At 53.0% G+C, this 22,808-nt stretch carries 21 protein-coding genes; 8 read left to right on the top strand and 13 right to left on the bottom strand.

The features are described 5' to 3' along the window. Positions 1-59: 59 nt before the first annotated feature. Entirely contained in the window at positions 60-956 is an 897-nt protein-coding gene (locus ACSEMK_RS20070) for a LysR substrate-binding domain-containing protein (protein ID WP_087859507.1), read from the top strand. Here the strand turns inward: ACSEMK_RS20070 and ACSEMK_RS20065 are convergent. Both ACSEMK_RS20065 and hglS read right to left on the bottom strand, forming a co-directional pair. After that, entirely contained in the window at positions 895-2,403 is a 1,509-nt protein-coding gene (locus ACSEMK_RS20065; protein ID WP_435336632.1) for a carboxylesterase/lipase family protein, read from the bottom strand. The two genes, ACSEMK_RS20070 and ACSEMK_RS20065, sit on opposite strands and share 62 nt — an antisense overlap. 42 nt (positions 2,404-2,445) lie before the next feature. Next, on the bottom strand, positions 2,446-3,789 hold the full coding sequence (gene hglS, locus ACSEMK_RS20060) for a 2-oxoadipate dioxygenase/decarboxylase HglS (protein ID WP_087859505.1): 1,344 nt from the start codon (positions 3,787-3,789) through the stop codon (positions 2,446-2,448). A 236-nt stretch (positions 3,790-4,025) separates the two neighbouring features. On the opposite strand from hglS, the gene pcaH reads away from it, so the two are divergent. The 6 genes from pcaH (at position 4,026) to ACSEMK_RS20030 (ending at position 9,925) form a co-directional block, all read left to right on the top strand. Continuing rightward, on the top strand, positions 4,026-4,766 hold the full coding sequence (pcaH, locus tag ACSEMK_RS20055) for a protocatechuate 3,4-dioxygenase subunit beta (protein ID WP_087859504.1): 741 nt from the start codon (positions 4,026-4,028) through the stop codon (positions 4,764-4,766). Next, on the top strand, positions 4,763-5,383 hold the full coding sequence (gene pcaG, locus ACSEMK_RS20050; RefSeq protein ID WP_087859503.1) for a protocatechuate 3,4-dioxygenase subunit alpha: 621 nt from the start codon (positions 4,763-4,765) through the stop codon (positions 5,381-5,383). Before pcaH ends, pcaG begins: the two co-directional genes overlap by 4 nt. Positions 5,384-5,561: 178 nt before the next feature. Next, positions 5,562-6,485: a LysR substrate-binding domain-containing protein gene (locus tag ACSEMK_RS20045; protein ID WP_045382604.1), complete on the top strand. Its 924-nt coding sequence runs from the start codon at positions 5,562-5,564 to the stop codon at positions 6,483-6,485. 299 nt (positions 6,486-6,784) lie between these two features. Next, positions 6,785-9,157, top strand: a complete 2,373-nt coding sequence (locus ACSEMK_RS20040; protein WP_430915396.1) for a glucose/quinate/shikimate family membrane-bound PQQ-dependent dehydrogenase — start codon at positions 6,785-6,787, stop codon at positions 9,155-9,157. Between the two features lie 83 nt (positions 9,158-9,240). Beyond that, the gene (locus tag ACSEMK_RS20035) at positions 9,241-9,555 is read left to right on the top strand and encodes a hypothetical protein (protein WP_228302256.1); all 315 of its coding nucleotides are present in this window, start codon (positions 9,241-9,243) and stop codon (positions 9,553-9,555) included. A 91-nt stretch (positions 9,556-9,646) separates the two neighbouring features. Then, positions 9,647-9,925 carry a hypothetical protein gene (locus ACSEMK_RS20030; protein WP_213316179.1) on the top strand — a complete coding sequence of 93 codons (279 nt, stop codon included), beginning with the start codon at positions 9,647-9,649 and terminating at the stop codon, positions 9,923-9,925. Positions 9,926-9,981: 56 nt separating this feature from the next. Here the strand turns inward: ACSEMK_RS20030 and ACSEMK_RS20025 are convergent, their stop codons facing one another. The 10 genes from ACSEMK_RS20025 to ACSEMK_RS19980 all read right to left on the bottom strand — a co-directional run bounded on the left by ACSEMK_RS20025 (position 9,982) and on the right by ACSEMK_RS19980 (position 20,091). Further along, complete coding sequence (locus ACSEMK_RS20025) at positions 9,982-11,100, bottom strand: S-(hydroxymethyl)glutathione dehydrogenase/class III alcohol dehydrogenase (RefSeq protein WP_045393936.1); 1,119 nt, start codon at positions 11,098-11,100, stop codon at positions 9,982-9,984. Positions 11,101-11,123: 23 nt separating this feature from the next. Then, positions 11,124-11,399 carry a metal/formaldehyde-sensitive transcriptional repressor gene (locus ACSEMK_RS20020; RefSeq protein WP_015705585.1) on the bottom strand — a complete coding sequence of 92 codons (276 nt, stop codon included), beginning with the start codon at positions 11,397-11,399 and terminating at the stop codon, positions 11,124-11,126. A 103-nt stretch (positions 11,400-11,502) separates the two neighbouring features. Then, complete coding sequence (locus tag ACSEMK_RS20015; protein ID WP_113373253.1) at positions 11,503-11,976, bottom strand: GNAT family N-acetyltransferase; 474 nt, start codon at positions 11,974-11,976, stop codon at positions 11,503-11,505. A gap of 15 nt (positions 11,977-11,991) precedes the next feature. Further along, positions 11,992-13,374, bottom strand: a complete 1,383-nt coding sequence (gene hpaX, locus ACSEMK_RS20010) for a 4-hydroxyphenylacetate permease (RefSeq protein WP_430915395.1) — start codon at positions 13,372-13,374, stop codon at positions 11,992-11,994. A 285-nt stretch (positions 13,375-13,659) separates the two neighbouring features. Further along, positions 13,660-14,187 (bottom strand): cytochrome b561, encoded by a 528-nt coding sequence (gene cybB, locus ACSEMK_RS20005; protein WP_087859494.1) that lies wholly within the window; start codon positions 14,185-14,187, stop codon positions 13,660-13,662. Between the two features lie 142 nt (positions 14,188-14,329). Beyond that, positions 14,330-15,232 carry an endonuclease/exonuclease/phosphatase family protein gene (locus tag ACSEMK_RS20000; RefSeq protein WP_087859493.1) on the bottom strand — a complete coding sequence of 301 codons (903 nt, stop codon included), beginning with the start codon at positions 15,230-15,232 and terminating at the stop codon, positions 14,330-14,332. A gap of 268 nt (positions 15,233-15,500) precedes the next feature. Further along, entirely contained in the window at positions 15,501-17,612 is a 2,112-nt protein-coding gene (locus ACSEMK_RS19995; RefSeq protein WP_395226302.1) for a peptidase domain-containing ABC transporter, read from the bottom strand. Next, positions 17,602-18,879 (bottom strand): HlyD family secretion protein, encoded by a 1,278-nt coding sequence (locus ACSEMK_RS19990; RefSeq protein WP_087859491.1) that lies wholly within the window; start codon positions 18,877-18,879, stop codon positions 17,602-17,604. The genes ACSEMK_RS19995 and ACSEMK_RS19990 overlap by 11 nt, the downstream gene beginning before the upstream one ends. A gap of 18 nt (positions 18,880-18,897) precedes the next feature. Then, positions 18,898-19,596 carry a lysostaphin resistance A-like protein gene (locus ACSEMK_RS19985; protein WP_430915393.1) on the bottom strand — a complete coding sequence of 233 codons (699 nt, stop codon included), beginning with the start codon at positions 19,594-19,596 and terminating at the stop codon, positions 18,898-18,900. Positions 19,597-19,773: 177 nt separating this feature from the next. After that, positions 19,774-20,091: a colicin V family bacteriocin gene (locus tag ACSEMK_RS19980; RefSeq protein ID WP_042894619.1), complete on the bottom strand. Its 318-nt coding sequence runs from the start codon at positions 20,089-20,091 to the stop codon at positions 19,774-19,776. 780 nt (positions 20,092-20,871) lie between these two features. Here ACSEMK_RS19980 and gap point away from each other — a divergent pair. After that, complete coding sequence (gap, locus tag ACSEMK_RS19975; protein ID WP_015366361.1) at positions 20,872-21,870, top strand: type I glyceraldehyde-3-phosphate dehydrogenase; 999 nt, start codon at positions 20,872-20,874, stop codon at positions 21,868-21,870. Positions 21,871-21,911: 41 nt separating this feature from the next. Here the strand turns inward: gap and ACSEMK_RS19970 are convergent, their stop codons facing one another. Continuing rightward, positions 21,912-22,703: a YdcF family protein gene (locus ACSEMK_RS19970; RefSeq protein ID WP_430915392.1), complete on the bottom strand. Its 792-nt coding sequence runs from the start codon at positions 22,701-22,703 to the stop codon at positions 21,912-21,914. Positions 22,704-22,808 lie beyond the last annotated feature (105 nt).

The following is a 22,808-nucleotide window of genomic DNA, read 5'->3' as shown; positions in this document are numbered from 1 at the left end:
CAATTTCGCAACGATGCGTGGCATACTGCCCATGATCAAAATGCATAGCTGGAGCCAACATGTCGCGTAGCGCCCTGCCTTTTCATACCGTAGAAACGTTTCTGATAACCGCGAGGCATCTCAACCTAACCCATGCCGCACAGGAGCTGTGCCTGACGCAGGGGGCGGTCAGCCGACAGATCGCCGCGCTGGAGAGCTGGTTTGGCTTCCCGCTATTTGAACGCCACGCCCGCGGGCTGCGGCTATCTCCGCAAGGCAGCGCGCTTTATCCTGAGCTGCAGTCGGCATTCGGCCGCCTGTTAACGGTAGCCGAGCAGGCGCGCCAGCAGCAAACTGTCGTGCGCCTGAAAGCGCCTACCTGCGCGATCCGCTGGCTGGTGCCGAAACTGCTGGAGATAGAACGACGTTATCCGGAATTGCAGGTGGCGTTGACCACCACCACCGAGCATAGCGTCAACTTTAAGACTGAGCCCTACGACGCGGCGATTATCTTCGGCACCCATCAAAGCGCCGGCGACTTGCTGTTTGAAGAGGCCCTCACGCCGGTAGCCAGTCCCGATACGCCGTGCGATCCCCAGCTATCAGGCACTACATTTCTCCATCCGACGCGCGATAAAACCGACTGGCTGCTGTGGCTGGCGCACTTCCCGCATGAACCTGCGCTAAAAATGCATAAAAACCAATATTTCGACACCATGGACCTCGCCATCACCGCCGCGATGCAGGGGCTCGGCGTGGCCATGGCGGACGAAACGCTGGTTGCGGAGGATCTTCGTACCGGGCGACTATGTCGCCCCTTCTCGCTCAGCGTCAAAACCGGCGCCAGCTACCGGCTGGTCGTTCGCCGCTCGCAAAGTAAGGCCGACGGTCTGGCGCGCTTTCGCGCCGCGCTGGTTAATCCAGCGTCACATGATGCTTCATCACCCGGCGAAACAGCGCCAGCCGCGCGCGCATAAAGCGGTTCTCCACTTTAAAGCCCGCGCGCTTGTTGAGTCCGATACGCAATAAACGGTCCCGCCCGCGCTGACAGGCAGGCCAACGTACAGGGTCCGTTAACTCGCTGCACTGATTGCCTGCCAGCCTGGCAAAATTAGTCCAGTAGTCGGCGACCTGCGCGGCGAAGGCTTGATCCGCCTCACTGGCATACTGACACACCGGCTCGGCGCGGGTCAGGTTGTCAAAAACGTAAACCACTTCGTTGCCATGCCAGGCGCCATGGAGATAAGTTTCATGTTCCGCTTCGGCCACATAGTCAAACCAGTAGCGCCAGCACGGTTGCCCGAGACGCTGCTGCGCCTGCATGACAACATACCCCAAAGTCGTGAACGCCATATCGCGGCACACTTCTCTGCCTAACGCTTCATCACCTTTGACGCCTGGATACAGCAGTTTGATAAGCCCAAGGCCAAAACGGCGTTCGCGCCGCAGTTTTTGAATCTGCCCGGCAATATCGACGCCAAATACCGCCATCACGCTGGCCTCATCGCTATTGGAGCCAATCATCACCGGCATCGCATGCTGACGTCCTTTAAAGAACGTGTCGAGCATAGGCTCCGGTAGCACCGCATCGCCGACAATCGGCGCCGGGCCAATATTCAGCGGCGCTGTCAGCGCCCAAAAAGCATCGGCGGGGATTGCCCGCAGCTGTTCCGCGCTGGCATCGGCAAGAGAAAAATGTTCCGCCAGCAGCTTTCCCTTCGCCAGCGCCTTTTCCCGCGGTAAATCCGGTAAGGTATAACCGCTTTGTACGATCGCTTTATGGAACAATCCCTTCGCTTTCGGCGACGCCATTAACGACAGGACGCTGCGCGCCCCCGCGGATTCGCCGAACAAGGTGACATTGGCGGCGTCGCCACCGAAAGCGTGGACATTGTCCTGTACCCAGCGTAGCGCGGCTATCTGATCGAGCAGCGCAAAATTATACAACCGCTCGCCCTCTTCGCCTTCCAACGCCGGATGAGCGAAAAAGCCGAGGTGTCCAAGACGATAGTTCACCGTGACCACCACCACCTCGCGGCTGGCCAATGCGCTACCGTCGTAGGGCGGCAGGCTGCCGGCGCCGATGGTGTAGCCGCCGCCGTGCAGCCAGACCATCACCGGGAGCGGCTGCGAGCGGGCGGCGGGCGCCCACACGTTGAGATACAGACAATCTTCTGAGAAACGGCCAGGATCGCCGCCGCCCAGTTCACGACAATATTCGATATCCTGCCAGCTGGCGGCGGAAAAGGTATCGGCCTGACGCACGCCCTGCCAGCGCTCTGGTGGCTGCGGCGAACGCCAACGCAGCTCGCCAACCGGCGGCTGCGCGTAGGGAATACCGCGCCAGATATGGATACCCTGTTCACTGGTGCCGGATAGCGTGCCCTGCCGCGTTTTCACAAGCGGCGTAGATGAATTCTGCATAACAACGTCCTTTTGCAAGTTATGCCATGCAGAGTACCGATTTTAGAGCAGACCGCAACGGCGTTTACTGCGTTCCTCCGCCTGTTGATATAGCTCGAACTCATCGAGGACCTCACAGCCTAACGCCGCTTCAAAAGCGTCACGGCTGGCGTTACCGTGGCTGCGGGCCTGGGTTTCGTTGCCAAGATTTGATTGGAAAATCCCCGCGGCGCTGACCGGTAAAAAATCCTCATAAACAATCGGCTGCGCGACTACCCAACCGCGTTCGATCAGCGGTTGCGGATCGTCGCCGGGGCCAAAAGCATGGCGGTGCGCTTCTCCTGCGGGGGTCAGGCGATAGCGGAACCACGCCAGCCCCTGCTGACGCAACAGAAATTCGCTGTCAGGAAACTGGCAAAAGACCTCCTGCAAATGGCGCTGATGGTTAAGGTTGTCTTTACCGACCCCGGCCTCATTCAGTAAGCGGTCATACAGCGCTCGTCCTTTCGGCGTCAACGCGACGCCGCGTTGTTCAATTTCGCCAAAGCGCGCGCTGTGCGTGCCTTTATGTTCACCGGCGAACATCACCGGCTCTTCCAGCGCTTTAAAACTGGTTTGTCGCAATAAAATCGGCACCTCGCGGCGCGGTGGCCCTTCAATGAGCGCTTTCGGTTCAATACCACACTGCGGCATCAGCGCCTGAACCCGATCGATATCGAGCGTACGCGGCGTCAGATGGTTGATGTGGCAACCGGGGAAACAGACCACATCGGCAATCAACCGGTGCTCATTATGCAGTGCGTGATAGGTTTGCTCGTCAACGGTGGCGTGACGGTGCCAACGAAAAGTTTCCAACGCTTCGTTGACGAATTCGCGCGCTTCTGCTGCCGTGAATTCCCCCCTATCTTCGTGTAACGCAATCAGCTCACGGCAGCGCGGCGTAAAGATATCGCGACGCGCGAGAATATCCGCCGCTTGCTGGCGCAACGCCTCGTTGCCGATCAGTTCAAGACGCAGCAAGGAGGTGAAAATGCGAAACGGGTTACGCGCCAGCGCCGCATCATCGACCGGGCGAAAAGCGGTAGAATGCACGGGTACCCCAGCCTGCGACAGATCGTAATAGCTAACGGGATACATCCCCATAATGGCAAACATGCGACGCAGGGTCGCCAGTTCTTCCGCCGTTCCCACGCGGATCGCGCCGTGGCGCTCAACGTTCAGCCGTGCCAGTTCGTCGGCATTAGCCAATTGTTCATGTAATTTCGGGTTGTGTTCCAGGACCGCCAGATTCACATCCGCCACCAACTCCAGGAGGGTTCCATACTGCGGAACTTCCTGCTGGTACATTGCCGACATAGCCTGTGAAAAGTTTTCCCGAATCTCATCAGCCGTGATGGTGTTCGCCATGATGTCTTACCTCCAGTGAATACTTCCTGGAGTGTAGGAAAGCGCGTTAAGAGTGGCGGGAAGAATTTACAAACTGTGATGCGGATAACCTGCTACCGCGTTTCGTTTGTACAAATCATAACCGCTGGTTATGAAAAATTAGATTTAATTTCACTTTAAATTAACAAAACATTTACAGAGACTGTTTCTGGCGAAATTACAACAACATGCCTCTCTTCCGTTTGATGGAGTACCCTATGAATAATAAATGGTCACCGCGCGAGGTCGTACATCGCGATTACAATAGCCATCCGCCGGCACTAGCGCCGGGATACAAAACCAGCGTGCTACGCTCGCCGCGCAATGCGCTCATCTCCCTGCAAAATTCACTTTCTGAGATTACCGGCCCGGTGTTCAGCAGCGAAGACCTTGGTCCGCTGGATAACGATCTCATTCTCAACTACGCCAAAGACGGCCTGCCGATTGGCGAACGAATTATCGTCCACGGTTACGTGCGCGACGGCTTTGGCCGGCCAATGAAAAATACGCTGGTCGAAGTGTGGCAGGCCAATGCCGGCGGCCGTTACCGTCATAAGAAAGACCAGTATCTGGCGCCGATTGACCCCAACTTCGGCGGCTGCGGACGGGTACTGACCGATGAAAACGGTTATTACTGTTTTCGCACGATCAAACCCGGCCCCTACCCGTGGCGTAATCAGGTTAGCGACTGGCGACCGGCGCATATTCACTTTTCGCTCTCCGGCGATGCCTGGGCGCAGCGGCTGATTACCCAAATGTACTTTGAAGGCGATCCGCTTATTAAACAGTGTCCGATTGTCAGAACCATCAATAACGATGATGCCGTACGTACCCTGATTGCCGAACTGGATACCCACGCCGCCGTGCCTCTCGATAGTCTGGCCTATCGTTTTGACCTTGTGCTGCGCGGCCACCGCGCCACGCTGTTCGAAAACCGTACTCAAGGGGCCGCCCAATGAAAGACTATTTAGCTGAAACCGCCTCGCAGACTGCCGGGCCCTATGTGCATATTGGTCTGGCGCCGGACGCTGCCGGGTTTCATATTTTTGAGAAAAACTTCGGCCCCAACTTAGTGAGCGCGGAAACCAAAGGCCAACGTATTACGATTGAAGGACGGGTTTTCGATGGTTCCGGAACGCCGGTACGCGACGTGCTGCTGGAACTCTGGCAGGCTAACGCCGACGGGCGTTATAACCATCCCGACGACCGCCAGCAGAGCAAGGCTCTGGACCCCAACTTTCGCGGCTGGGGCCGCACGTGTTCAGACTTTGCATCCGGCGTCTGGCGCTTTCAAACCATCAAACCCGGCGCGGTCGTCGGCCGTGACGGACGTGTGATGGCGCCGCACCTCAATCTGTGGGTGGTGGCGCGGGGTATCAACATTGGCCTGAATACGCGGATGTATTTCGCTGATGAACAGGCGGCAAATGAACAGGATCCGGTACTGAACCTGATTGAGTGGGAAGTTCGCCGCCAGACGCTTATCGCGCAACGTGAAGTGCGTGGAGATGAAATCGTCTACCGCTTTGATATTTATTTACAGGGCGATAAAGAGACCGTGTTCTTCGATATTTAATTTCCCACCAAAATAACTCCCTTTTTCCTTGCCCCGTCGACCACGGGGCTTTTTAACGCGCCTGACAGAAATGACTTGTAAGACAATAAGATCAAATGTTAATAATATTTTGCTAACTAGTTATCAAAATTAAACAACTTCGCTTGCTACCGAGACAGCTCTGTTTTTAACATCGATTATGGAAAAAAATGGTCTCTTCAGTCAGCGCATTCGCTTGCGCCATTTACATACTTTTGTCGCCGTCGCACAACAGGGAACCCTGGGGCGGGCGGCAGAAACCCTGAATCTTAGCCAACCTGCGCTATCAAAAACCCTCAACGAGCTGGAGCAGTTGACCGGTACCCGGCTCTTTGAGCGCGGGCGGCTTGGCGCGCAGTTGACGCTGGTTGGCGAACAGTTTCTTACCCATGCGGTCAAGGTGCTGGATGCCCTCAATACCGCGGGCCAGGCTCTCAATCGTAAAGAGGGCATGAATAGCGATGTGGTACGAATTGGCGCCCTGCCAACCGCAGCGCTCGGTATTTTGCCTACGGTGATTGGTCAATTTCATAAACAGCAAAAAGACATCACCTTACAGGTCGCCACCATGAATAACACCATGCTGCTGGCGGGGCTGAAATCCGGCGATGTCGATATTGGTATTGGGCGCATGTCCGATCCGGAGCTCATGAGCGGCCTCAACTATGAACTGCTGTTTCTTGAATCGCTAAAACTGGTCGTCCGCCCCGGCCACCCGCTACTGCAGGAGACGGTAACGCTCAGCCGGGTGATGGAATGGCCGGTAGTGGTCTCACCAAAAGGGACCATTCCGCGGCAGAATGCGGAAACGCTACTGCAAAGCCAGGGCTGTAAAATTCCCCCCGGCTGTATTGAAACGCTGTCGGCCTCGCTTTCGCGCCAGCTCACCGTCGATTACGACTATGTCTGGTTCGTCCCTTCCGGCGCGGTAAAAGACGACCTGCGTCGCGGTTTGTTAACCTCGCTACCTATCGCCACCGAAGGCGCCGGCGAGCCGATCGGTATTCTTACCCGGGTGGACGCCAGCTTGTCGCAGGGGGCGCAAACTCTACTCAGCGCGATACGCAAATCCATGCCTGCCTGACTGTCAATGGCCGTTACCCAGGACCAGCACATTGGGGTAACGGCACCGCTACGTCATTCTTCTGCCACTTAATATATACACCCTGCTAATCAATTAGTGCGAAATCATTCATTAACATTTGCGCTCATTTCATTAACAGATTTATCATAGCCATGATTTCACCATTTGGTTCATGTGAAATGAATTCATCTTTTGAAATCACATTTATGAAGCTTTAAATAGCTTCACTCAAAAGCAATTTCCATTTGCACTTGATTCATTTGGTACACGCCTGGCAAGGGGTGGTATAAGGAGACAACATGGCTACGGGCAACGTGCCACGCGGATTCCCCCGGATCCTGCAGTGGCTACTCGCCGGACTGATGTTAATCATCGGTCTGGCAATCGGCATTTTAGGCGCCAAACTGGCAAGCGTCGGCGGCACCTGGTATTTCGCCATTATGGGACTGGTGATGGTTATCGCCTCCCTGCTTATTTTCCGCAATCGGCGCGGCGGTATCGTTCTTTATGCCGTCGCCTTCGCAGCTTCCATTGTTTGGGCTATCAGCGACGCAGGCTGGACCTACTGGCCGCTGTTCTCACGCCTGTTTGCGCTTGGCGTTCTGGCTTTTCTGTGCGCCATTGTTTGGCCTTTCCTTTCCAGCGCTCCGGCCAAAAAAGGCGCGGCCTTCACCCTCGCGGGCGTGCTGGCTGTGGTACTGCTGGTCAGCTTTGGCTGGATGTTCAAATCCCAGCCGCTGGTCAGCGCCAGCGAACCCGTGCCGGTAAAACCGGTACAGCCAGGTGAAGAACAAAAAAACTGGGAGCACTGGGGTAATACCACTCACGGCGACCGTTTTGCCGCGTTGGATCAGATCAATAAAAACAATATCAACCAGCTACAGGTTGCCTGGATTGCCCATACCGGCGATATTCCGCAGAGTAACGGTTCCGGCGCGGAAGACCAGAATACGCCGCTACAGATTGGCGATACACTCTATGTATGTACGCCATATAGCAAAGTCCTGGCGCTGGATGTCGATAGCGGCAAAGAAAAATGGCGCTATGACTCAAAAGCGACGGCGCCGAACTGGCAACGTTGCCGCGGTTTAGGCTACTACGAAGATAGCCAGGCACAGGCTAATGCCGTTGCCGGGACTCAGCCTGCCGCCTGTGCCCGCCGCCTGTTCCTGCCGACTACCGATGCGCGTCTGATCGCAATCGATGCCGATACTGGTAAAGCCTGTGAAGCATTTGGCGAACACGGTACCGTCGATCTCAGCGTCGGCATGGGGGAAATCAAACCTGGTTATTATCAGCAGACCTCTACCCCGCAGGTGGCCGGTAACCTTGTTGTCGTTGGTGGTCGCATCGCGGATAACTACTCCACCGGTGAACCACCGGGCGTAGTTCGCGCTTTTGACGTGCATACCGGTAAACTGGCCTGGGCCTGGGATCCGGGTAATCCGCAGCTGACCGGCGTACCTCCGGAGGGACAGACCTACACGCGCGGGACGCCGAACGTCTGGTCCGCAATGTCTTACGATGCCAAACTGAATCTTATTTATCTGCCAACCGGTAACGCCACGCCAGATTTCTTCGGCGGCGAACGTACGGCGCTGGATGATAAATACAGCTCATCAATCGTTGCGGTCGATGCGACCACCGGTAAAGTGCGCTGGCATTTCCAGACCACCCATCACGATCTGTGGGATTTCGACCTGCCTTCGCAACCGCTGCTGTACGATCTGCCGGACGGTAAAGGCGGTACGACGCCGGTACTGGTGCAAACCAGCAAGCAGGGCATGATCTTTATGCTTAACCGCGCGACGGGCGAACCTGTCGCTAAAGTGGAAGAACGTCCGGTCCCGGCTGGTAACGTTAAAGGTGAACGCTACTCGCCGACGCAACCGTACTCCGTCGGCATGCCGATGATCGGCAACGAAACGTTGAAAGAATCGGATATGTGGGGCGCCACCCCGGTTGACCTGCTGCTGTGCCGTATTCAGTTCAAAGAGATGCGCCATCAGGGTGTCTTTACACCGCCGGGTGAAGACCGCTCCCTGCAATATCCGGGCTCGCTTGGCGGAATGAACTGGGGCAGCGTGTCGGTCGATCCGAATAACGGCCTGATGTTCGTCAATGACATGCGCCTTGGACTGGCTAACTACATGGTGCCGCGAGCGAAAGTGGCCAAAGATGCCAGCGGTATCGAAATGGGTATCGTACCGATGGAAGGTACGCCGTATGGTGCAATGCGTGAGCGTTTCCTGTCGCCGCTGGGTATCCCCTGCCAGAAGCCGCCGTTCGGCACCATGTCGGCGGTTGATCTGAAAAGCGGTAAGCTGGTCTGGCAGGTTCCGGTGGGTACGGTAGAAGATACCGGTCCGTTGGGTATCCGCATGCATATGCCGATCCCTATCGGCATGCCAACGCTGGGAGCTTCGCTATCTACCCAGTCTGGCCTGCTGTTCTTCGCCGGCACCCAGGATTTCTATCTGCGCGCCTTTGATACCGCCAACGGCAAAGAGATTTGGAAATCTCGCCTACCGGTGGGCAGCCAATCCGGCCCGATGACCTACGTTTCACCGAAAACCGGTAAGCAGTACATCATTATCAACGCCGGCGGCGCGCGTCAGTCTCCCGATCGCGGCGATTACATCATCGCTTACGCTTTACCCGATCAAAAATAAAACCAGGGCCCCGTTCAGGGGCCTTTCTTTATCTCCCCGGTTTCAGATTCCATTTAGGCGCCGATCTTCAGGCTTTTGTTACTATGGAAGCTCATTTCTCAGGCTGGATAAACAGGGAGGAAGCCATCATGGTTTTGATGAAAGGCTCAAGCGCGCTGCTTTTGGCCGCGTTACTATCGGGATGCGCCAACGAGGAACCACCACAGCTTTATCGCCACGACTTTGTGTTGAAGAATCCGCATACGGGTATGCCGCTGCCCTATCTCCCTTACCAAATCACCACGCCAGACGGTATAGTCTTTAAGGGCAGAACCGATAAAAACGGTTTAACCGTAGAAGCGATATCGACTATGCCGGGAGAATTTAAGATCAATATGATCCCTGAGTCAGCACTATAAGTTTCTTCGGCAGGTTCTGATTTTAGAATGTTTTATTACGTTATGTTATTATTGCGAACAGTTATCAATAACAACATGACAAGGATAAAAGATGAAAGGAGCCCTCTATCACCTGCCGATCGGCGCACTCTTATTAGCCGCAACCACCTCGGCCCAGGCGCTGAAAGCGCCAGAAGTGGATTTACGCGACCCGACGCTGTGGGAAGAGAAAAAGGTCAATCCGCTAAACGATGTCTCGGTCCCCTGCGAAGTGGCAAACGGCCCGGATTGTCCCATCTGGGAAGATCAAAAGTCCGATATTCAGCGAGAGAGAGAGCGGCGGGAGCAGCGACGTTGGCAATCCGGCTATGAGCACTGGCGCAAGTATTAACGCAACCAGAAGTCAACCCGGGCGATAGATGGCCCGGGTTTCGCTATCAGCAATACTTAGTTATCACCGAAGTGAATAACCGTACGAATCGATTTACCTTCATGCATCAGATCGAAGGCTTCGTTGATCTGGTCGAGCGGCAACCGGTGGGTGATAAACGGATCGAGGCGAATCTTACCCGCCATCGCGTCTTCAACCATTCCCGGTAGCTGGCTACGCCCTTTCACCCCGCCGAAGGCGGATCCGCGCCATACCCGGCCGGTGACTAACTGGAACGGACGGGTCTTGATTTCCTGACCGGCGCCCGCGACACCGATGATGACGCTCTCACCCCAACCTTTATGGCAGCACTCCAGCGCCGCGCGCATGACGTTGACGTTACCAATACATTCAAAACTGAAATCAACGCCGCCATCGGTTAGCTCGACAATCACGTCCTGAATCGGTTTATCGTAGTCGTTCGGGTTGATAAAGTCGGTGGCGCCCATCTCTTTGGCGAGGGTAAATTTATCCGGATTAGTGTCGACCGCCAAAATGCGTCCGGCTTTCGCCTGCACCGCGCCCTGAATCACCGCCAGGCCAATACCGCCCAGCCCGAACACCGCGACGCTGTCTCCCTCTTTCACCTTCGCGGTATTATGTACCGCGCCGATACCGGTGGTGACGCCGCAGCCCAACAGACACACTTTTTCCAGCGGCGCCTGCGGGTTAACTTTTGCCAGAGAAATCTCGGCGCAAACGGTGTATTCGCTGAAGGTGCTGGTGCCCATATAGTGATAAATCGGCTCGCCGTTATAGGAGAATCGCGTGGTGCCATCCGGCATCAGACCTTTCCCCTGTGTGGCGCGGACCGCCTGGCAGAGGTTAGTTTTGCCAGACTTGCAGAATTTGCATTCGCCGCACTCGGCGGTATACAGCGGAATAACGTGATCGCCAGGTTTCAGGCTGGTCACGCCCTCGCCGACTTCAACGACGATACCGCCGCCTTCATGGCCCAACACCGCCGGGAACACGCCTTCCGGATCGTCGCCAGAGAGAGTAAAAGCATCGGTGTGGCAAACGCCGGTGTGGGTGATTTTTACCAGAACTTCGCCTTTCTTTGGCGGCGCGACGTCAATCTCCACGATTTTTAACGGCTGACCGGGGCCAAAGGCAACTGCTGCACGTGATTTCATACTGTCCATTCCTCGTCGTGATTTTATTTTAAATAGGATCGTAGCAGGTGACCGACTTCCGCCATGCGGGCGGCGCGTTGGTCCGGGGTGGTATCGCCGCTAACCAGTTCATCCTGCAGATGCATCTCCACCAGCTCGCCCATCAAACCGTTGGCGGCGCCGCGAATGGAGGCAATCTGTTGCAGGATAGTCATGCAGGGTTCGCCGGACTCCAGCGCGCGTTCCAGCGCTTCAACCTGCCCGCGAATACGGCGTACGCGGCTAAGCGCACGCTTCTTGTCTTCTGGTGAATGTGGCACGAGATGCCCTCCATATCATATAGGGGGGTATACTATATTTATTTAGTTAAAGTGGCAAATTGAAACGCCGCTAACAACCATAGCATAGCGGCGCAGGTTTACCTTAATCGAGAGTGAGGCTCATGGCTATACAGCGTAGCTCGGCGTTGGCCATTTTCGAATAATGGCTCTTTTCGCCTTGTGAAACAAAGCCATGGCGTAGATAAAAGCCCGCCGCATTGGGGGTCGCCTCAAGCGTAATGGTTTCGAGCCCCCGTCGGCGAGCTTCGGCAATAACCGCCGCCATGATCAAATCCGCGCATCCCTGCCCGCTCCACTCCGGCAGCGTAAAGATCGCTTCCACGCTTAAGGACTCAATATCGAGATAGCCGGTCGCGATAGGTTGGCCTAGCGTATTTTCCACGATATAAAACGGATTATCGGCAACGGCGTGACGATACCCCTCGGGCATCTGTTCCGGCGTCCAGGCGTGAATCACTTCAGCGCCATAGCTTTGACGACAGCCATGGCGAATCGCCTGATTACGGATATTCCACAACGCAGGGGCTTCATCGGGTACCGCGCGTCTCACTCTCATCGCTACTCCTGTTTTTTATGGCGTCGCTCGCGGGCGGCTGGCCTTCATTGGGATGCGCGATACCACCAGCGCCCCCAAAACCAGGAACCCGGCAACGAGGTAAAATCCGGCGTTAAAGCTGCCGGTTAAATCCTTCAGCCAGCCGAATAATAGCGGACTCATGGCCGATCCCATATTACCCGTCGCGTTAATCACCGCAATGCCGATCGCTCGTGAGCGCGGGCTGATGGACTGATCTGGCGTGGTCCAGAATATCACCATCGCCGCATAGGCCCCTGCCGAGGCCATAATTACCCCCAACAGTTGCATCACGCTATTTGCCCCGTGCGCCGCCAGCATCCAGCCCGCGGCGGCAAACAGATAGGGCAATAACGTGTGCAGCTTACGTTCCTGTAAGCGGTCAGAACGTTTACTCCACCAGATCATCGCCACAATGGTACAGATATGTGGTACGGCGCTAAGCAAGCCGATGGCGATATTGCTGCTGCCCTGATTAAAGCTTTTGAGGATCAGCGGTGTCCAGACGCTGAGCGCGCTTAAGGTATTACAGAGAAAGAAATAGGCCAGCGTATACATCAACACCACCGGGGTGAAGACGTCGCGCCAGAGGCTGCCTTTCCCCTGCTGCAGCGCGCTCAGGCTGGCGCTACCGTTCGGTTGTACCAGTCGTAGTTTGTCCTTCTCCATCATTTCGCCAAGGCAACGTTTGTCCTCATCGGTGAGCCATTTGGCCTTTTGCGGACTGTCGTCAAGATAGAACCAGACTACCGCCCCCAACAGCACCGATGGAAATCCTTCCAGCAGGAACAGCCACTGCCAGCCTTTAAGCGCCAGCATGCCATCCATACTGAGAATATAGCCGGAGACCAGCGACCCCAGCGCCATCGTCACCGGCATGGCAATCATAAACAGCGCATTAGCACGCGCCCGGTAGTACGCCGGGAACCAGTAGGTTAAGTAGAGCAGAAGCCCCGGAAGAAAGCCGGCTTCGGCAATCCCCACCAGCATGCGCAGCAGATACAGGCTATTTGGCCCGGTCGCGAACATGGTCGCGGTCGATGCTATCCCCCAAACCACCATAATGCTGGCGATCCAGCGGCGGGCGCCAACGATCCCCAGCATGATGTTACTGGGAATACCGAAGATGACATACATCGCGTAGAACAACGTCGTCGCGAGTCCGAACATGGTGCTACTCAGTCCCAAATCCTGGCTCATGGTGAGCCCGGCAAAGCCGATATTGATACGATCAAGAAATGAAAAGATAAAAAGCAGAAACAGAAAAGGAATTAAGCGACGGAACAATTTATTGATAACCACCTGTTCGCGCGGGCTCAAGCGTTCAGCGCCCCCCGCATCGGCGACAGGAGGGGAAGTGGCCGGTATATTATCGGTCATGTCAGGTTTTCCTTTTGCTCATCGGTATTGAAAATGCAGGCATTTTAGCCAATGACGCTGCGGATACCGCTGAACGTGCCTGGGTGTCGTTTCGACGACCTCCCGGCTGGATTCAATCCACCGCACTGAGATTCTTATAGAACCTTTCGTTTCGTTTAGACATTTTTATTTACATACTTGATACAAATTTGCAGCATAAGTAACATTTCACGAATCATTTATTGGCGAGTTAACGGAAACAAAAAACCCGCCGGTTGGCGGGTTCAGGCATGTCAGGCGTAGTACTCAACGCTTGCGCGGCATCATGCGCAGCAGCGTATTATCTTTCCATAAATAGTGATGCAGCAGCGCCGCCAGCGCGTGCAGGCCAATCACGAAATAGCCGATATTGGCAAGTAAGCCGTGCAGCCCCTTAAGGCTGTCGACCAAAGCGAAGTTGCTTTGCGCCGCAAAGGGCATCGTCAGGCCGAAAGCAAACCACGGGTTACCGCGGTAGTACATCATTGCCATGCCAATCGCCGGTAGCGCGATAAACAGCAGATATATCACCAGATGGCCAAGATGGGCGAAACCGGTCATCATCGGCGAGGGTTTAGGAACAATCGGCGGCGCCGGAGACTTCAGGCGCACCAACAGTCGTGCAATCATCAAGACAAAAATGGAAATGCCGCAGGAGACATGGATCATGTTTATCACCGGACGGTCGCTGCGCGGGAAAAAACCGCGCAGTTCCATCGCCGCGTAGGCGACGACAACCAGTAAAAAGACCAGCCAGTGAATTCCTATCTGCAGGCCAGAATATTTATCGCGCATGAACAAACCTTAATGGAAGTGTGATGTTGTTAACATAACCGCCTTCCCTTAAATTTTCATTAACCTTTACCGAGGCTTAAAAAACAGCGTTAGCGCGAATTGAATAGCATCAGGGCTCTTTTGCAAAGAGCCCTGGGCGATGTTACTGCTCGGTGAGTTGCAGTTCAGCAATGACCGGCAGATGGTCACTGGCCGCTGACCAGTTAAATTCCGTCGAGTTATGCGGAATCTCCAGCTTCTTCACATCCCACTTTTGCCCTTTGAAGGTGAAAATATGGTCGATATCAATAGCCGGGTTAACGGCAGGCCAGCTACGCGTATCCGTCCCCTGCTTCGACACTTCGTTAAAGAAATAACCGATCTCTTTCACCGGCTGTTCTTCACGGGTTGAATTGAAATCGCCGGCCAGGATCTTAATTGAAGAAGCGATATCTTTAAAATCAGACGCCGCATCGCCAATACTCAAATCGAGAAGATAACGAGCCTGCTCTGTACGCATGGTGGGATCTTTTTGCCAGTCGAGATGGGTCACCATAATAATCGGCGCGGAATCAAAACCCGGTACATCAACCTGCGCCAGTAGCGCCACGCGCTGTTCCGCGTTACCAGACGGCAATTTTACCACCTGCGAATGCAGGATTTTGTATTTTGACAGCAGCCCCAGCCCGTACTCTCCGCCGTCAAAATCAAGCGCTTTACCAAAGGCATAATGCATATTGTTGGCATCGGCAATTGTCTTAAGCTGATCGATTTTCTGGCTGCGCTGGGTTTTGTTATCGACTTCCGGAACGGCGATAATATCGGCGTTAATTTTTTTAATCGCTGAATTAAGTGCCGTAAAATCGGCCACATTATCAGAAGCTTCATTCTTGCCAATATTATAGGTTGCTATGCGTAGTTTCGGCTGATGCTGGGTATAGACTTTATCCGGCACCCCGCCTTTTTGTACCGCAAGTATTTCATTACCAGCAAGTTTCTCAGCTGCCTGGACGTTGGCCGCCAGACAAGCCAGCGCCACCATAGTCAGTGCAATGCTCTTTTTCATTGGTATGCTATTCCCCTTGTTTAAGTATTCTTATATTAAGGGTACCGAGTGAAGACATTGATTATCGTGATGTATAGCGCAAACTTATAACGCATAGTGAATTAAGTACCCCGCAACATTTTAGGTTATCCACAAAACGGGTCAGTATCAGATCGCATAGTTTGTGGATAACTCGCTACAGGCCCCGTCACTCCAGTCATCCCGCCTTGTGTTCATTATTCAACCACATAGCGAAACAAATGCCCGCAATAGAGTAGGATATTGGCTGTTAATCGGATTCGCCGAGGGTGATGATTCTGTCCGCGGTTTGCAGGGTCGTTTCACGGTGAGCAATAATTATTCGGGTTATATTCAACTTTTTCATTGCCAGACTGACGTCTTTTTCACACTCTGCGTCCAGTGCGCTGGTGGCTTCATCCATGAATAATATATCCGGACGGCGGTAAAGCGCCCGGGCAATAAAAATCCTCTGTCTCTGTCCCCCAGATAGCCCCTCCCCCAGTTCTCCGATTAACGTCTCATACCCCATTGGCAGAGCCAATATCACGTCATGAATGCTGCTTGTCCGGGCACATTCTCTCATCCAGGCATCATCAACATTTTCAGTGAATCCGCAGATATTCTCCCGAATAGAGCCAGAAAACAGCCGGTCATCCTGCATCACGCAGGCGATCAAGCGATGATAGTTATTTATACCCAGTTGCCTGATATCCGTACCATTCATTAAGACAGCCCCTGATATCGGTTCAGACAAGCCGCACAGTACTTTAAGCAGCGTGGTTTTCCCCGAACCAGAGGGCCCGGTAATGGCCACACTCTCGCCTGCTCGAATCCTGAAACTGAGGCCGCTAAAGACGGGTGCTGACTGGCTGTCGTAACGGAAGCTTAGCGCTTTAATCTCCAGGCTGGCCGGAGACATGGTTGCCTTTAATCCTGAATCTGGTTTTCTTTCTTCCTTTTCATTCAACGCGATATCCGAAATCCTTTCGTTATGCAGGCTCATCATACGCAGCTGTAATAAGAAGTTGACCAGCGATCCTACCCGGTCAGAAAACTGTGCGCGGAATGCGCCAAATGCCACAAACATGCCGATGGTCATTTGGTTCTCCATAACCAGACTGATGCCCAGCCACAGAATAGTCACCTGATCGCACGTCGCCACAAACGTGTTAATGCCGCCGAAGAACATATCAAGACGGCTGAGTCTGATACCGGTATTGATGGCATCAATCTTCAGGTTCAGCCAGTGGCTCCCACGCCGTTCTGCCATTCCCTGCATTTTAACCGTAGCTATTCCGTAGAGTGTTTCCATAAAATATGAACCAGCACGGGCTCCGGCGATTAACGCTTCTTCCGACAGCTGGCGGTACCGGCTATAGGTCAATATACGAATGAAGACATATACCGCTGTAAAGCCCAGTACAAAAACCGTCAATTTTCCACCGTACAGGATAAGCATCAACAAGAGACCGGCAACCATGATGCTGTCCATCATTGCCCCCACCACACTGGTTGTAAACGTGGCGCGAAGCGCATCCAACGAGCTGAAGCGGGAGTGAATATCGCCCATCTTTCGTCGCTCAAAATAGGTCAACGGCAACTGAAGCAGATGACGGAATAGCCCCGACTGCCATTGCACATTTATCAATGACTCCATCGCAAGGGATGACCATGCGCGGATCACGCTAACCAAAGTACGCCCCAAAATAAAAAACATCAGGACTCCACAGATAAGCATGAGCAGTCCCCGGTCATTCGCAGGAATAGCATGATCCATTACCAATTGGGTACCGACAGGCATCACCAGGCCGATAGCTTCAATAATCAGCGACAGACAGAAAATTTTGCTCAGTACGCCCCGGATACCCTGCACGCTGCTGATTAACGCCCGTATTCCGATTCGGCTTTTTATCGTTTCCTGCACAAATGTACTGCCGGGCCAGACCTCCAGCGCCACTCCGGTGAAGCACTGTGACATTTCATCGGTCCCGACAGTTCTTCGCCCCCTGGCTGGATCATGAAGCACGAAGCGATTCTTACGTACGCTGACGAGCACCACGAAATGATTAAAATTCCAGTGCAGGATACAGGGCATTCTGAGAGCATTAAGTTCATGGAGATCCAGTGACAATGCCCGGCTTTCCATCCCTAACTCAATCCCGGTTTGCTGAACACTGGCAAGCGAGGCTCCACGGGCAGACAGATTTATTTGGCGACGTAGGGCGATCAGGTCGATATTACGACCATAATGTCCGCATATCATCGCCAGACAGGCCAGTCCACATTCTGACGTTTCTGTCTGATGAACGACCGGGACTCGCCGCCGAAATTTCAGATCCAATTTCTCCTCGATGGATGATATGAAGTGGTTACGGTTCATGAATCGGCCCCGTAACACTGCGCTTCATATCGTAGAATGGCGAGAGCATCCACTGATAGATTTTACGTTTTTCCAGAAATAACGTGCTCTGTGCCTTCATGCCATTTTCCAGAGGCAGACGCTTGCCGGCGTAGCTGACAGCCTGCTTTTCTGGACTAATCACAACTTTGTAGTAAGCAGCCGCACCTGCCGCAGAGTTAATCGGGGCGGTCGTATAGGTCTGCATTTCGCGGTAGGAGGCTGGCGTCCGGGAAATGAGTGTGACTTTTGCCGAGAACTGACCAAATTTTTCAGCCGGAAAGGCTTCGTAGCGTATATTCACCCTATCACCGACTGAAATATATGGAACGGCTTCATTGGGTACCCAAAGAACCAAATAATAGCGTTGTATTTTTTCTGGAATTATCTGCAGCAGACTGTCGCCTTCGCTGACCATCTGACCTGGGGTGACGCTTAATGAATCAATTTTGCCGTCTGATGAGGCACGAATGATAATATCGCCTCCCGCATCAGTATTAATCCGCTCTTTCTGTAGCTCATAACGCTGCAGTTCCATCTGATAAACCCGGTTGTCAAATTCCGCCGCCTGCGTCTGAATTTGACTTTCCAGATTGGTTAACTGTAGAGCATTTTGTTCATGCTGCGCGCTCAGGCTGAGCAAACTATTATGCTGCTGGTAGTACAAGGCCACCAGACTGGTTAACTGGTCTTTATTAATCAACCCCTGCTGCTGGTACCGTCGGTAATTATCCATGTTATTTTTCATTAATTTTATTCCCTCCTCAGCGCGCCTGACAATGCCTGCCGAGCGTTCAAAAGAGGCGCTATACTGTATTTTCTGTTGCTCAAGCATCCGCAAAGTGGTTTCCTTACTCTCTCTAAGGCGAGTGATAATCTCGGCGATGCGTTTCAATTGGTTTTCGATATCCTGTCGTTGAGTCTCATTGACCACGCCTCTACGTGTACTTTTACTGACATCAATTTGATAAACAGGATCACCCTTTTTTACAGGGTCCCCTTCCCGGACGAACTGTGTCGCGACAAATCCCTGGACACCGGAATAGACATTAACCGGTCTCGGCCAGGTGGTAACTTCACCTTGCACGCTAATACGTCGTGTATAAGTGCCGGTGCTAATTAAAACAATGAAGCAGACGAAAAAAAGCGCGCTGGTAATTATAACCAGCCGAGAGGAGAGTCCCGGTAGTAATACTGCTTTGCCACACCATGTTTTATCCCTGTTTTCGAGCGCTTCCTTACGAAACATATTTCATTCCCGCTATGGCTAAGCCTCTCCGGAATACTGGAGGAATGACACATACTGAATACCAATTACGACCGCGTTCATCAGCGCATGAAGAATAATTGGCATCAGTATTCCGCCGGTTTTTATTCTCCCGATAACCAGCATCAGCGAAACCAGAAATAATATCAGGAACGATCGCCAGTCTATGTACTGTAAATGACAGGCTGAAAATACAACAGACACAGTGACAGCCGCCGCATAATTGTTATTCCCGAGCCAGTATTTAAACACACTGAAAAGACAGCCGCGGAAGACCATCTCTTCATAAACAGGAACCAATAGAATCATCACAATGGCATTTAGCCAGAATACATGCCCATCCAGTCGCATCTGTGAAGCTGACCAGTTTTCAGTCTGATAGCCTGCAGTGACAAAAGGCAACAGAAATTGGCTCAACAGAATACACAGGAAAAGTATAATAAAAATGCCGAAACGAAAATTCCCTCTCCCCATGCCCTCGCGTTTGTAGAAATAGAGATAATAAAGGGGGGCAATTGCCAGAAACTCCAGTCCGAAAAGTAGTGGATAGAGATATCCCGTTATCATAAGGTCTTTGCTGCCCTCGAAAAAAAGCGGCAAACATGTGATGCCAAAAAATAGCGCAAACATGGCAAAACAGCCGGTTACGGCTTTGTTTCTTGCAATATTGTACTCGCGGTTATATCCGTCAACGTTCATTTTTTATTCCATCGGCGCCAAAAGGCGTGGACGACTCCCACTCGACTGACAAACTTTAATTATGGCTAGTTTTAAAGGTTAAGAGATGGAAGAGCTGATAACATGCTCTTCCATACGCTAACAGCTATCCTTATTCGCTTTTAGACTGGTTTATACCCGTACGCCAATCAGCATCTGTCAGTAACAAATATCATTGAGGTTATTCGGACTCCAGTAGCATTCTCTGCCTGCTGCTGCATTCCACGCTTCGGATGGAAGGTTAGCTGGTTTTTGTTTGAGCGTTCCGCCCAAACCAGATGGGGACATCGCTGGGTCCGGTGTTTTTGTTGCAGCCCAGTCATAAACCTGTCCCCCTGCGATCCCACCGGTTATGGCACCAGGAGTTCCGCCTACAAATGTGCCAGCTCCAGCGCCGATTCCCTGAGCAATTTCCCGCCCAATATCCCCCCCTGCACCGGAGACCATACCCAACTGTTTATTTGTCAGCTCTTTCATCTTTCATATTCCTTATGTAATTCAATAGCCAAAAATAAGCATTGCTCAGAAAATAAATACATCCAACGGCAAACACAGGCAGCAGTGCTCTGGGTGCCGATAAAATATCTGCATCATCAACAAAACATCGCACAACGAGAAAACAGAATATAAGATAGAAAAGAGAATGCTCCCGGCAAGGATAATATCTTTAAACACCCGCATTATGATTTACCCTGCAGATTTTCCTTCCCGCATTTCATGCCAGCAGGATGGAATTTCGGCATGATTTTTAAATTTTTAAGCTATGGGTTGATAATTATTCCTCAGGCCGCAATCCATTTTCTATTCATCCCTGTATTATTCCTAATGCAAGGTTACATTAATATGACCAGATGTCAATGAATGATATTCATTCTCATTATCAATATTGTGCTGAACCACCGCTATAGTTATCAATACAGCCTCGATGTAGCTATATCCTTCTGCGCTTTTTCTAATTTCTGTTATTGTGATGTAGATCATATTTACCACTCAACGCCGCATGAAATAGCGAACAATGGTAGGCACTCTTTTTGTTGTACTGTCGCGGTAAGAACATTGGAACCACCTCCGACCCGGCGTTATACTTCCTTCGCACCATCTGGCTCCACGTGACAGTTACTGAAGACGCTTCAGGCAGGTAACTTAGCAATAGAAACACCGCAGGTGAACTGCTAAGCCCTGAAAGTAAATAGTTTACTCTCCCCGCTCTGCCTGAAGAAGTTTTAACGTATCAACTTCACCACCAGGAGAATATCCATGAGCAAACTTGGGATTAATGGATTTGGTCGTATAGGACGTTTAGTACTTCGCCGCCTGTTAGAAGTAAATAGCCCGCTGGAGGTCGTGGCCATCAACGATCTCACCTCACCGAAAGTCTTAGCCTACCTGCTTAAACATGACTCTAACTACGGTCCTTTCCCATGGAGCGTTGATTTTACAGAAGATGCGCTGATCGTTAATGGTAAAAAAATCACCGTTTATGCGGAAAAAGAGGCTCAGCATATTCCGTGGAAAGCCGCAGGCGCTGAGGTGATTGTTGAATGTACCGGTTTCTATACGTCGGCGGAAAAATCGCAGGCACACCTGACCGCCGGCGCGAAGAAAGTGCTGATTTCCGCCCCTGCCGGCGAGATGAAAACCATCGTTTATCACGTCAACGACGACACCATGAGCCCGGATGATACCATCATTTCGGTTGCATCCTGCACCACCAACTGTCTGGCGCCAATGGCTAAAGTGCTCAACGATGCTTTCGGCATTACCGTGGGCACCATGACCACTATTCACGCTTATACCGGTACGCAATCGCTGGTGGACGGGCCGCGTGGCAAAGACCTGCGCGCCTCGCGAGCGGCGGCGGAAAACATTATTCCGCACACCACCGGGGCGGCAAAAGCCATCGGTCTGGTGATCCCGGAACTCAGCGGGAAACTGAAAGGTCACGCCCAGCGCGTGCCGACTAAAACCGGCTCAGTGACGGAACTGGTTTCCGTATTGGCGAAGAAAGTCACCGCTGAAGAGGTTAATCAGGCCATGAAAAATGCGGCGGCGAACAATGAATCTTTTGGCTACACCGAAGAAGAAATTGTCTCCTCCGACATTATCGGCAGCCATTTTGGCTCAATCTATGATGCGACTCAACTGGAGATCATGGAGGCCGGCGGCGTACAGCTTGTGAAAACCGTGGCCTGGTACGATAACGAGTACGGCTTTGTTACCCAGCTTGTCCGCGTACTGGATAAATTCGCGAAGTAAACTCAGAACCAGCGGATAGCTGCGGCTATCCGCCTTTCTCCCTACCCCAGCGTTCTGGCGTTCAGCGCCTCGCTCAATAGCGTATCTTCACGCAAGCATTGCCACGCCGCGCTAACATCGTGTGGGAAATCGACATGGACAATAAAATCTTTACCATTAGGACCGTATCCCTGCGGGTTATCCAGCAGACGCGGCAGCTCGCCAAGCAGCAGCGCCAGATAACGCCCCACCGGCCACAATCCACTATCGTCTCCGCTGAATCTCAGGCCAGCAGCGCTATTTTCAAGCCGCGGCGAACAACCGGGATAGCTCAACCACTGCGGCTGCGCCGGTGCCTCCTGCCAGACGCGGGCAAACGTCGCCATCGTCCGACGCTGCATGGTCGGATCCTGAATCACCACGCCAGAGGTAGGATCCAGCCCACGCTCTTCCAATAACCGGCGGGTAAACCACGCGTTTTCGCCGCAGTTGGTTGAACGGTCTTCCACCACGATGCGATCGCGCGGTATTTGCCAGAAACGTTCGGCGATATCCGCCAGGATATGCGATTCCGGACGCCCCTCTACCCGCAACGCCTGATAGTGCGGATGCTTTTGTACGGCGTCGTAAAGAAAGGTCGTCGAATGACCAATACCGCCGCTTATCAATAGTGGAATCTGCCTCTGAGCCGCGAGCCGACAGGCGGCGTCAATGGTCGGGATCACCGCGTTACCGGCCAACACCGCAATCTGCGGCTGCGCATTCTGCGGCAAATCATCCTGCGCCAACCAGTCGCCGATGAGATTGGCCGCCGCTAACGTGTCGTGTGAAAGCGCCGGGAAATGCTCTGTCATACCCTTTCCTTCTTCTGTCCTGATCCAACAATGAAGTGTCGGGCGACATCATAAACCGCGCTACGGCGAAAAGGAAAATCCGGCAGCCACGCTTCAGCTGCCGGG

The sequence above is a fragment of the Klebsiella sp. K-3 genome (assembly GCF_051207495.1).
Lineage (GTDB): Bacteria > Pseudomonadota > Gammaproteobacteria > Enterobacterales > Enterobacteriaceae > Klebsiella > Klebsiella aerogenes.
Note: the sequence above shows the minus strand (reverse complement) of the source record. Positions and strands in the feature narration are given on the sequence as shown.

What these genes read in the sequence shown, in the direction of transcription:
- ACSEMK_RS20070 (WP_087859507.1), top strand. Translation starts at nt 60, where the DNA reads ATGTCGCGTAGCGCCCTGCCTTTTCATACCGTAGAAACGTTTCTGATA.
- ACSEMK_RS20065 (WP_435336632.1), bottom strand. Translation starts at nt 2,403, where the DNA reads ATGCAGAATTCATCTACGCCGCTTGTGAAAACGCGGCAGGGCACGCTA.
- hglS (WP_087859505.1), bottom strand. Translation starts at nt 3,789, where the DNA reads ATGGCGAACACCATCACGGCTGATGAGATTCGGGAAAACTTTTCACAG.
- pcaH (WP_087859504.1), top strand. Translation starts at nt 4,026, where the DNA reads ATGAATAATAAATGGTCACCGCGCGAGGTCGTACATCGCGATTACAAT.
- pcaG (WP_087859503.1), top strand. Translation starts at nt 4,763, where the DNA reads ATGAAAGACTATTTAGCTGAAACCGCCTCGCAGACTGCCGGGCCCTAT.
- ACSEMK_RS20045 (WP_045382604.1), top strand. Translation starts at nt 5,562, where the DNA reads ATGGAAAAAAATGGTCTCTTCAGTCAGCGCATTCGCTTGCGCCATTTA.
- ACSEMK_RS20040 (WP_430915396.1), top strand. Translation starts at nt 6,785, where the DNA reads ATGGCTACGGGCAACGTGCCACGCGGATTCCCCCGGATCCTGCAGTGG.
- ACSEMK_RS20035 (WP_228302256.1), top strand. Translation starts at nt 9,241, where the DNA reads ATGGAAGCTCATTTCTCAGGCTGGATAAACAGGGAGGAAGCCATCATG.
- ACSEMK_RS20030 (WP_213316179.1), top strand. Translation starts at nt 9,647, where the DNA reads ATGAAAGGAGCCCTCTATCACCTGCCGATCGGCGCACTCTTATTAGCC.
- ACSEMK_RS20025 (WP_045393936.1), bottom strand. Translation starts at nt 11,100, where the DNA reads ATGAAATCACGTGCAGCAGTTGCCTTTGGCCCCGGTCAGCCGTTAAAA.
- ACSEMK_RS20015 (WP_113373253.1), bottom strand. Translation starts at nt 11,976, where the DNA reads ATGAGAGTGAGACGCGCGGTACCCGATGAAGCCCCTGCGTTGTGGAAT.
- hpaX (WP_430915395.1), bottom strand. Translation starts at nt 13,374, where the DNA reads ATGACCGATAATATACCGGCCACTTCCCCTCCTGTCGCCGATGCGGGG.
- cybB (WP_087859494.1), bottom strand. Translation starts at nt 14,187, where the DNA reads ATGCGCGATAAATATTCTGGCCTGCAGATAGGAATTCACTGGCTGGTC.
- ACSEMK_RS20000 (WP_087859493.1), bottom strand. Translation starts at nt 15,232, where the DNA reads ATGAAAAAGAGCATTGCACTGACTATGGTGGCGCTGGCTTGTCTGGCG.
- ACSEMK_RS19995 (WP_395226302.1), bottom strand. Translation starts at nt 17,612, where the DNA reads ATGAACCGTAACCACTTCATATCATCCATCGAGGAGAAATTGGATCTG.
- ACSEMK_RS19990 (WP_087859491.1), bottom strand. Translation starts at nt 18,879, where the DNA reads ATGTTTCGTAAGGAAGCGCTCGAAAACAGGGATAAAACATGGTGTGGC.
- ACSEMK_RS19985 (WP_430915393.1), bottom strand. Translation starts at nt 19,596, where the DNA reads ATGAACGTTGACGGATATAACCGCGAGTACAATATTGCAAGAAACAAA.
- ACSEMK_RS19980 (WP_042894619.1), bottom strand. Translation starts at nt 20,091, where the DNA reads ATGAAAGAGCTGACAAATAAACAGTTGGGTATGGTCTCCGGTGCAGGG.
- gap (WP_015366361.1), top strand. Translation starts at nt 20,872, where the DNA reads ATGAGCAAACTTGGGATTAATGGATTTGGTCGTATAGGACGTTTAGTA.
- ACSEMK_RS19970 (WP_430915392.1), bottom strand. Translation starts at nt 22,703, where the DNA reads ATGACAGAGCATTTCCCGGCGCTTTCACACGACACGTTAGCGGCGGCC.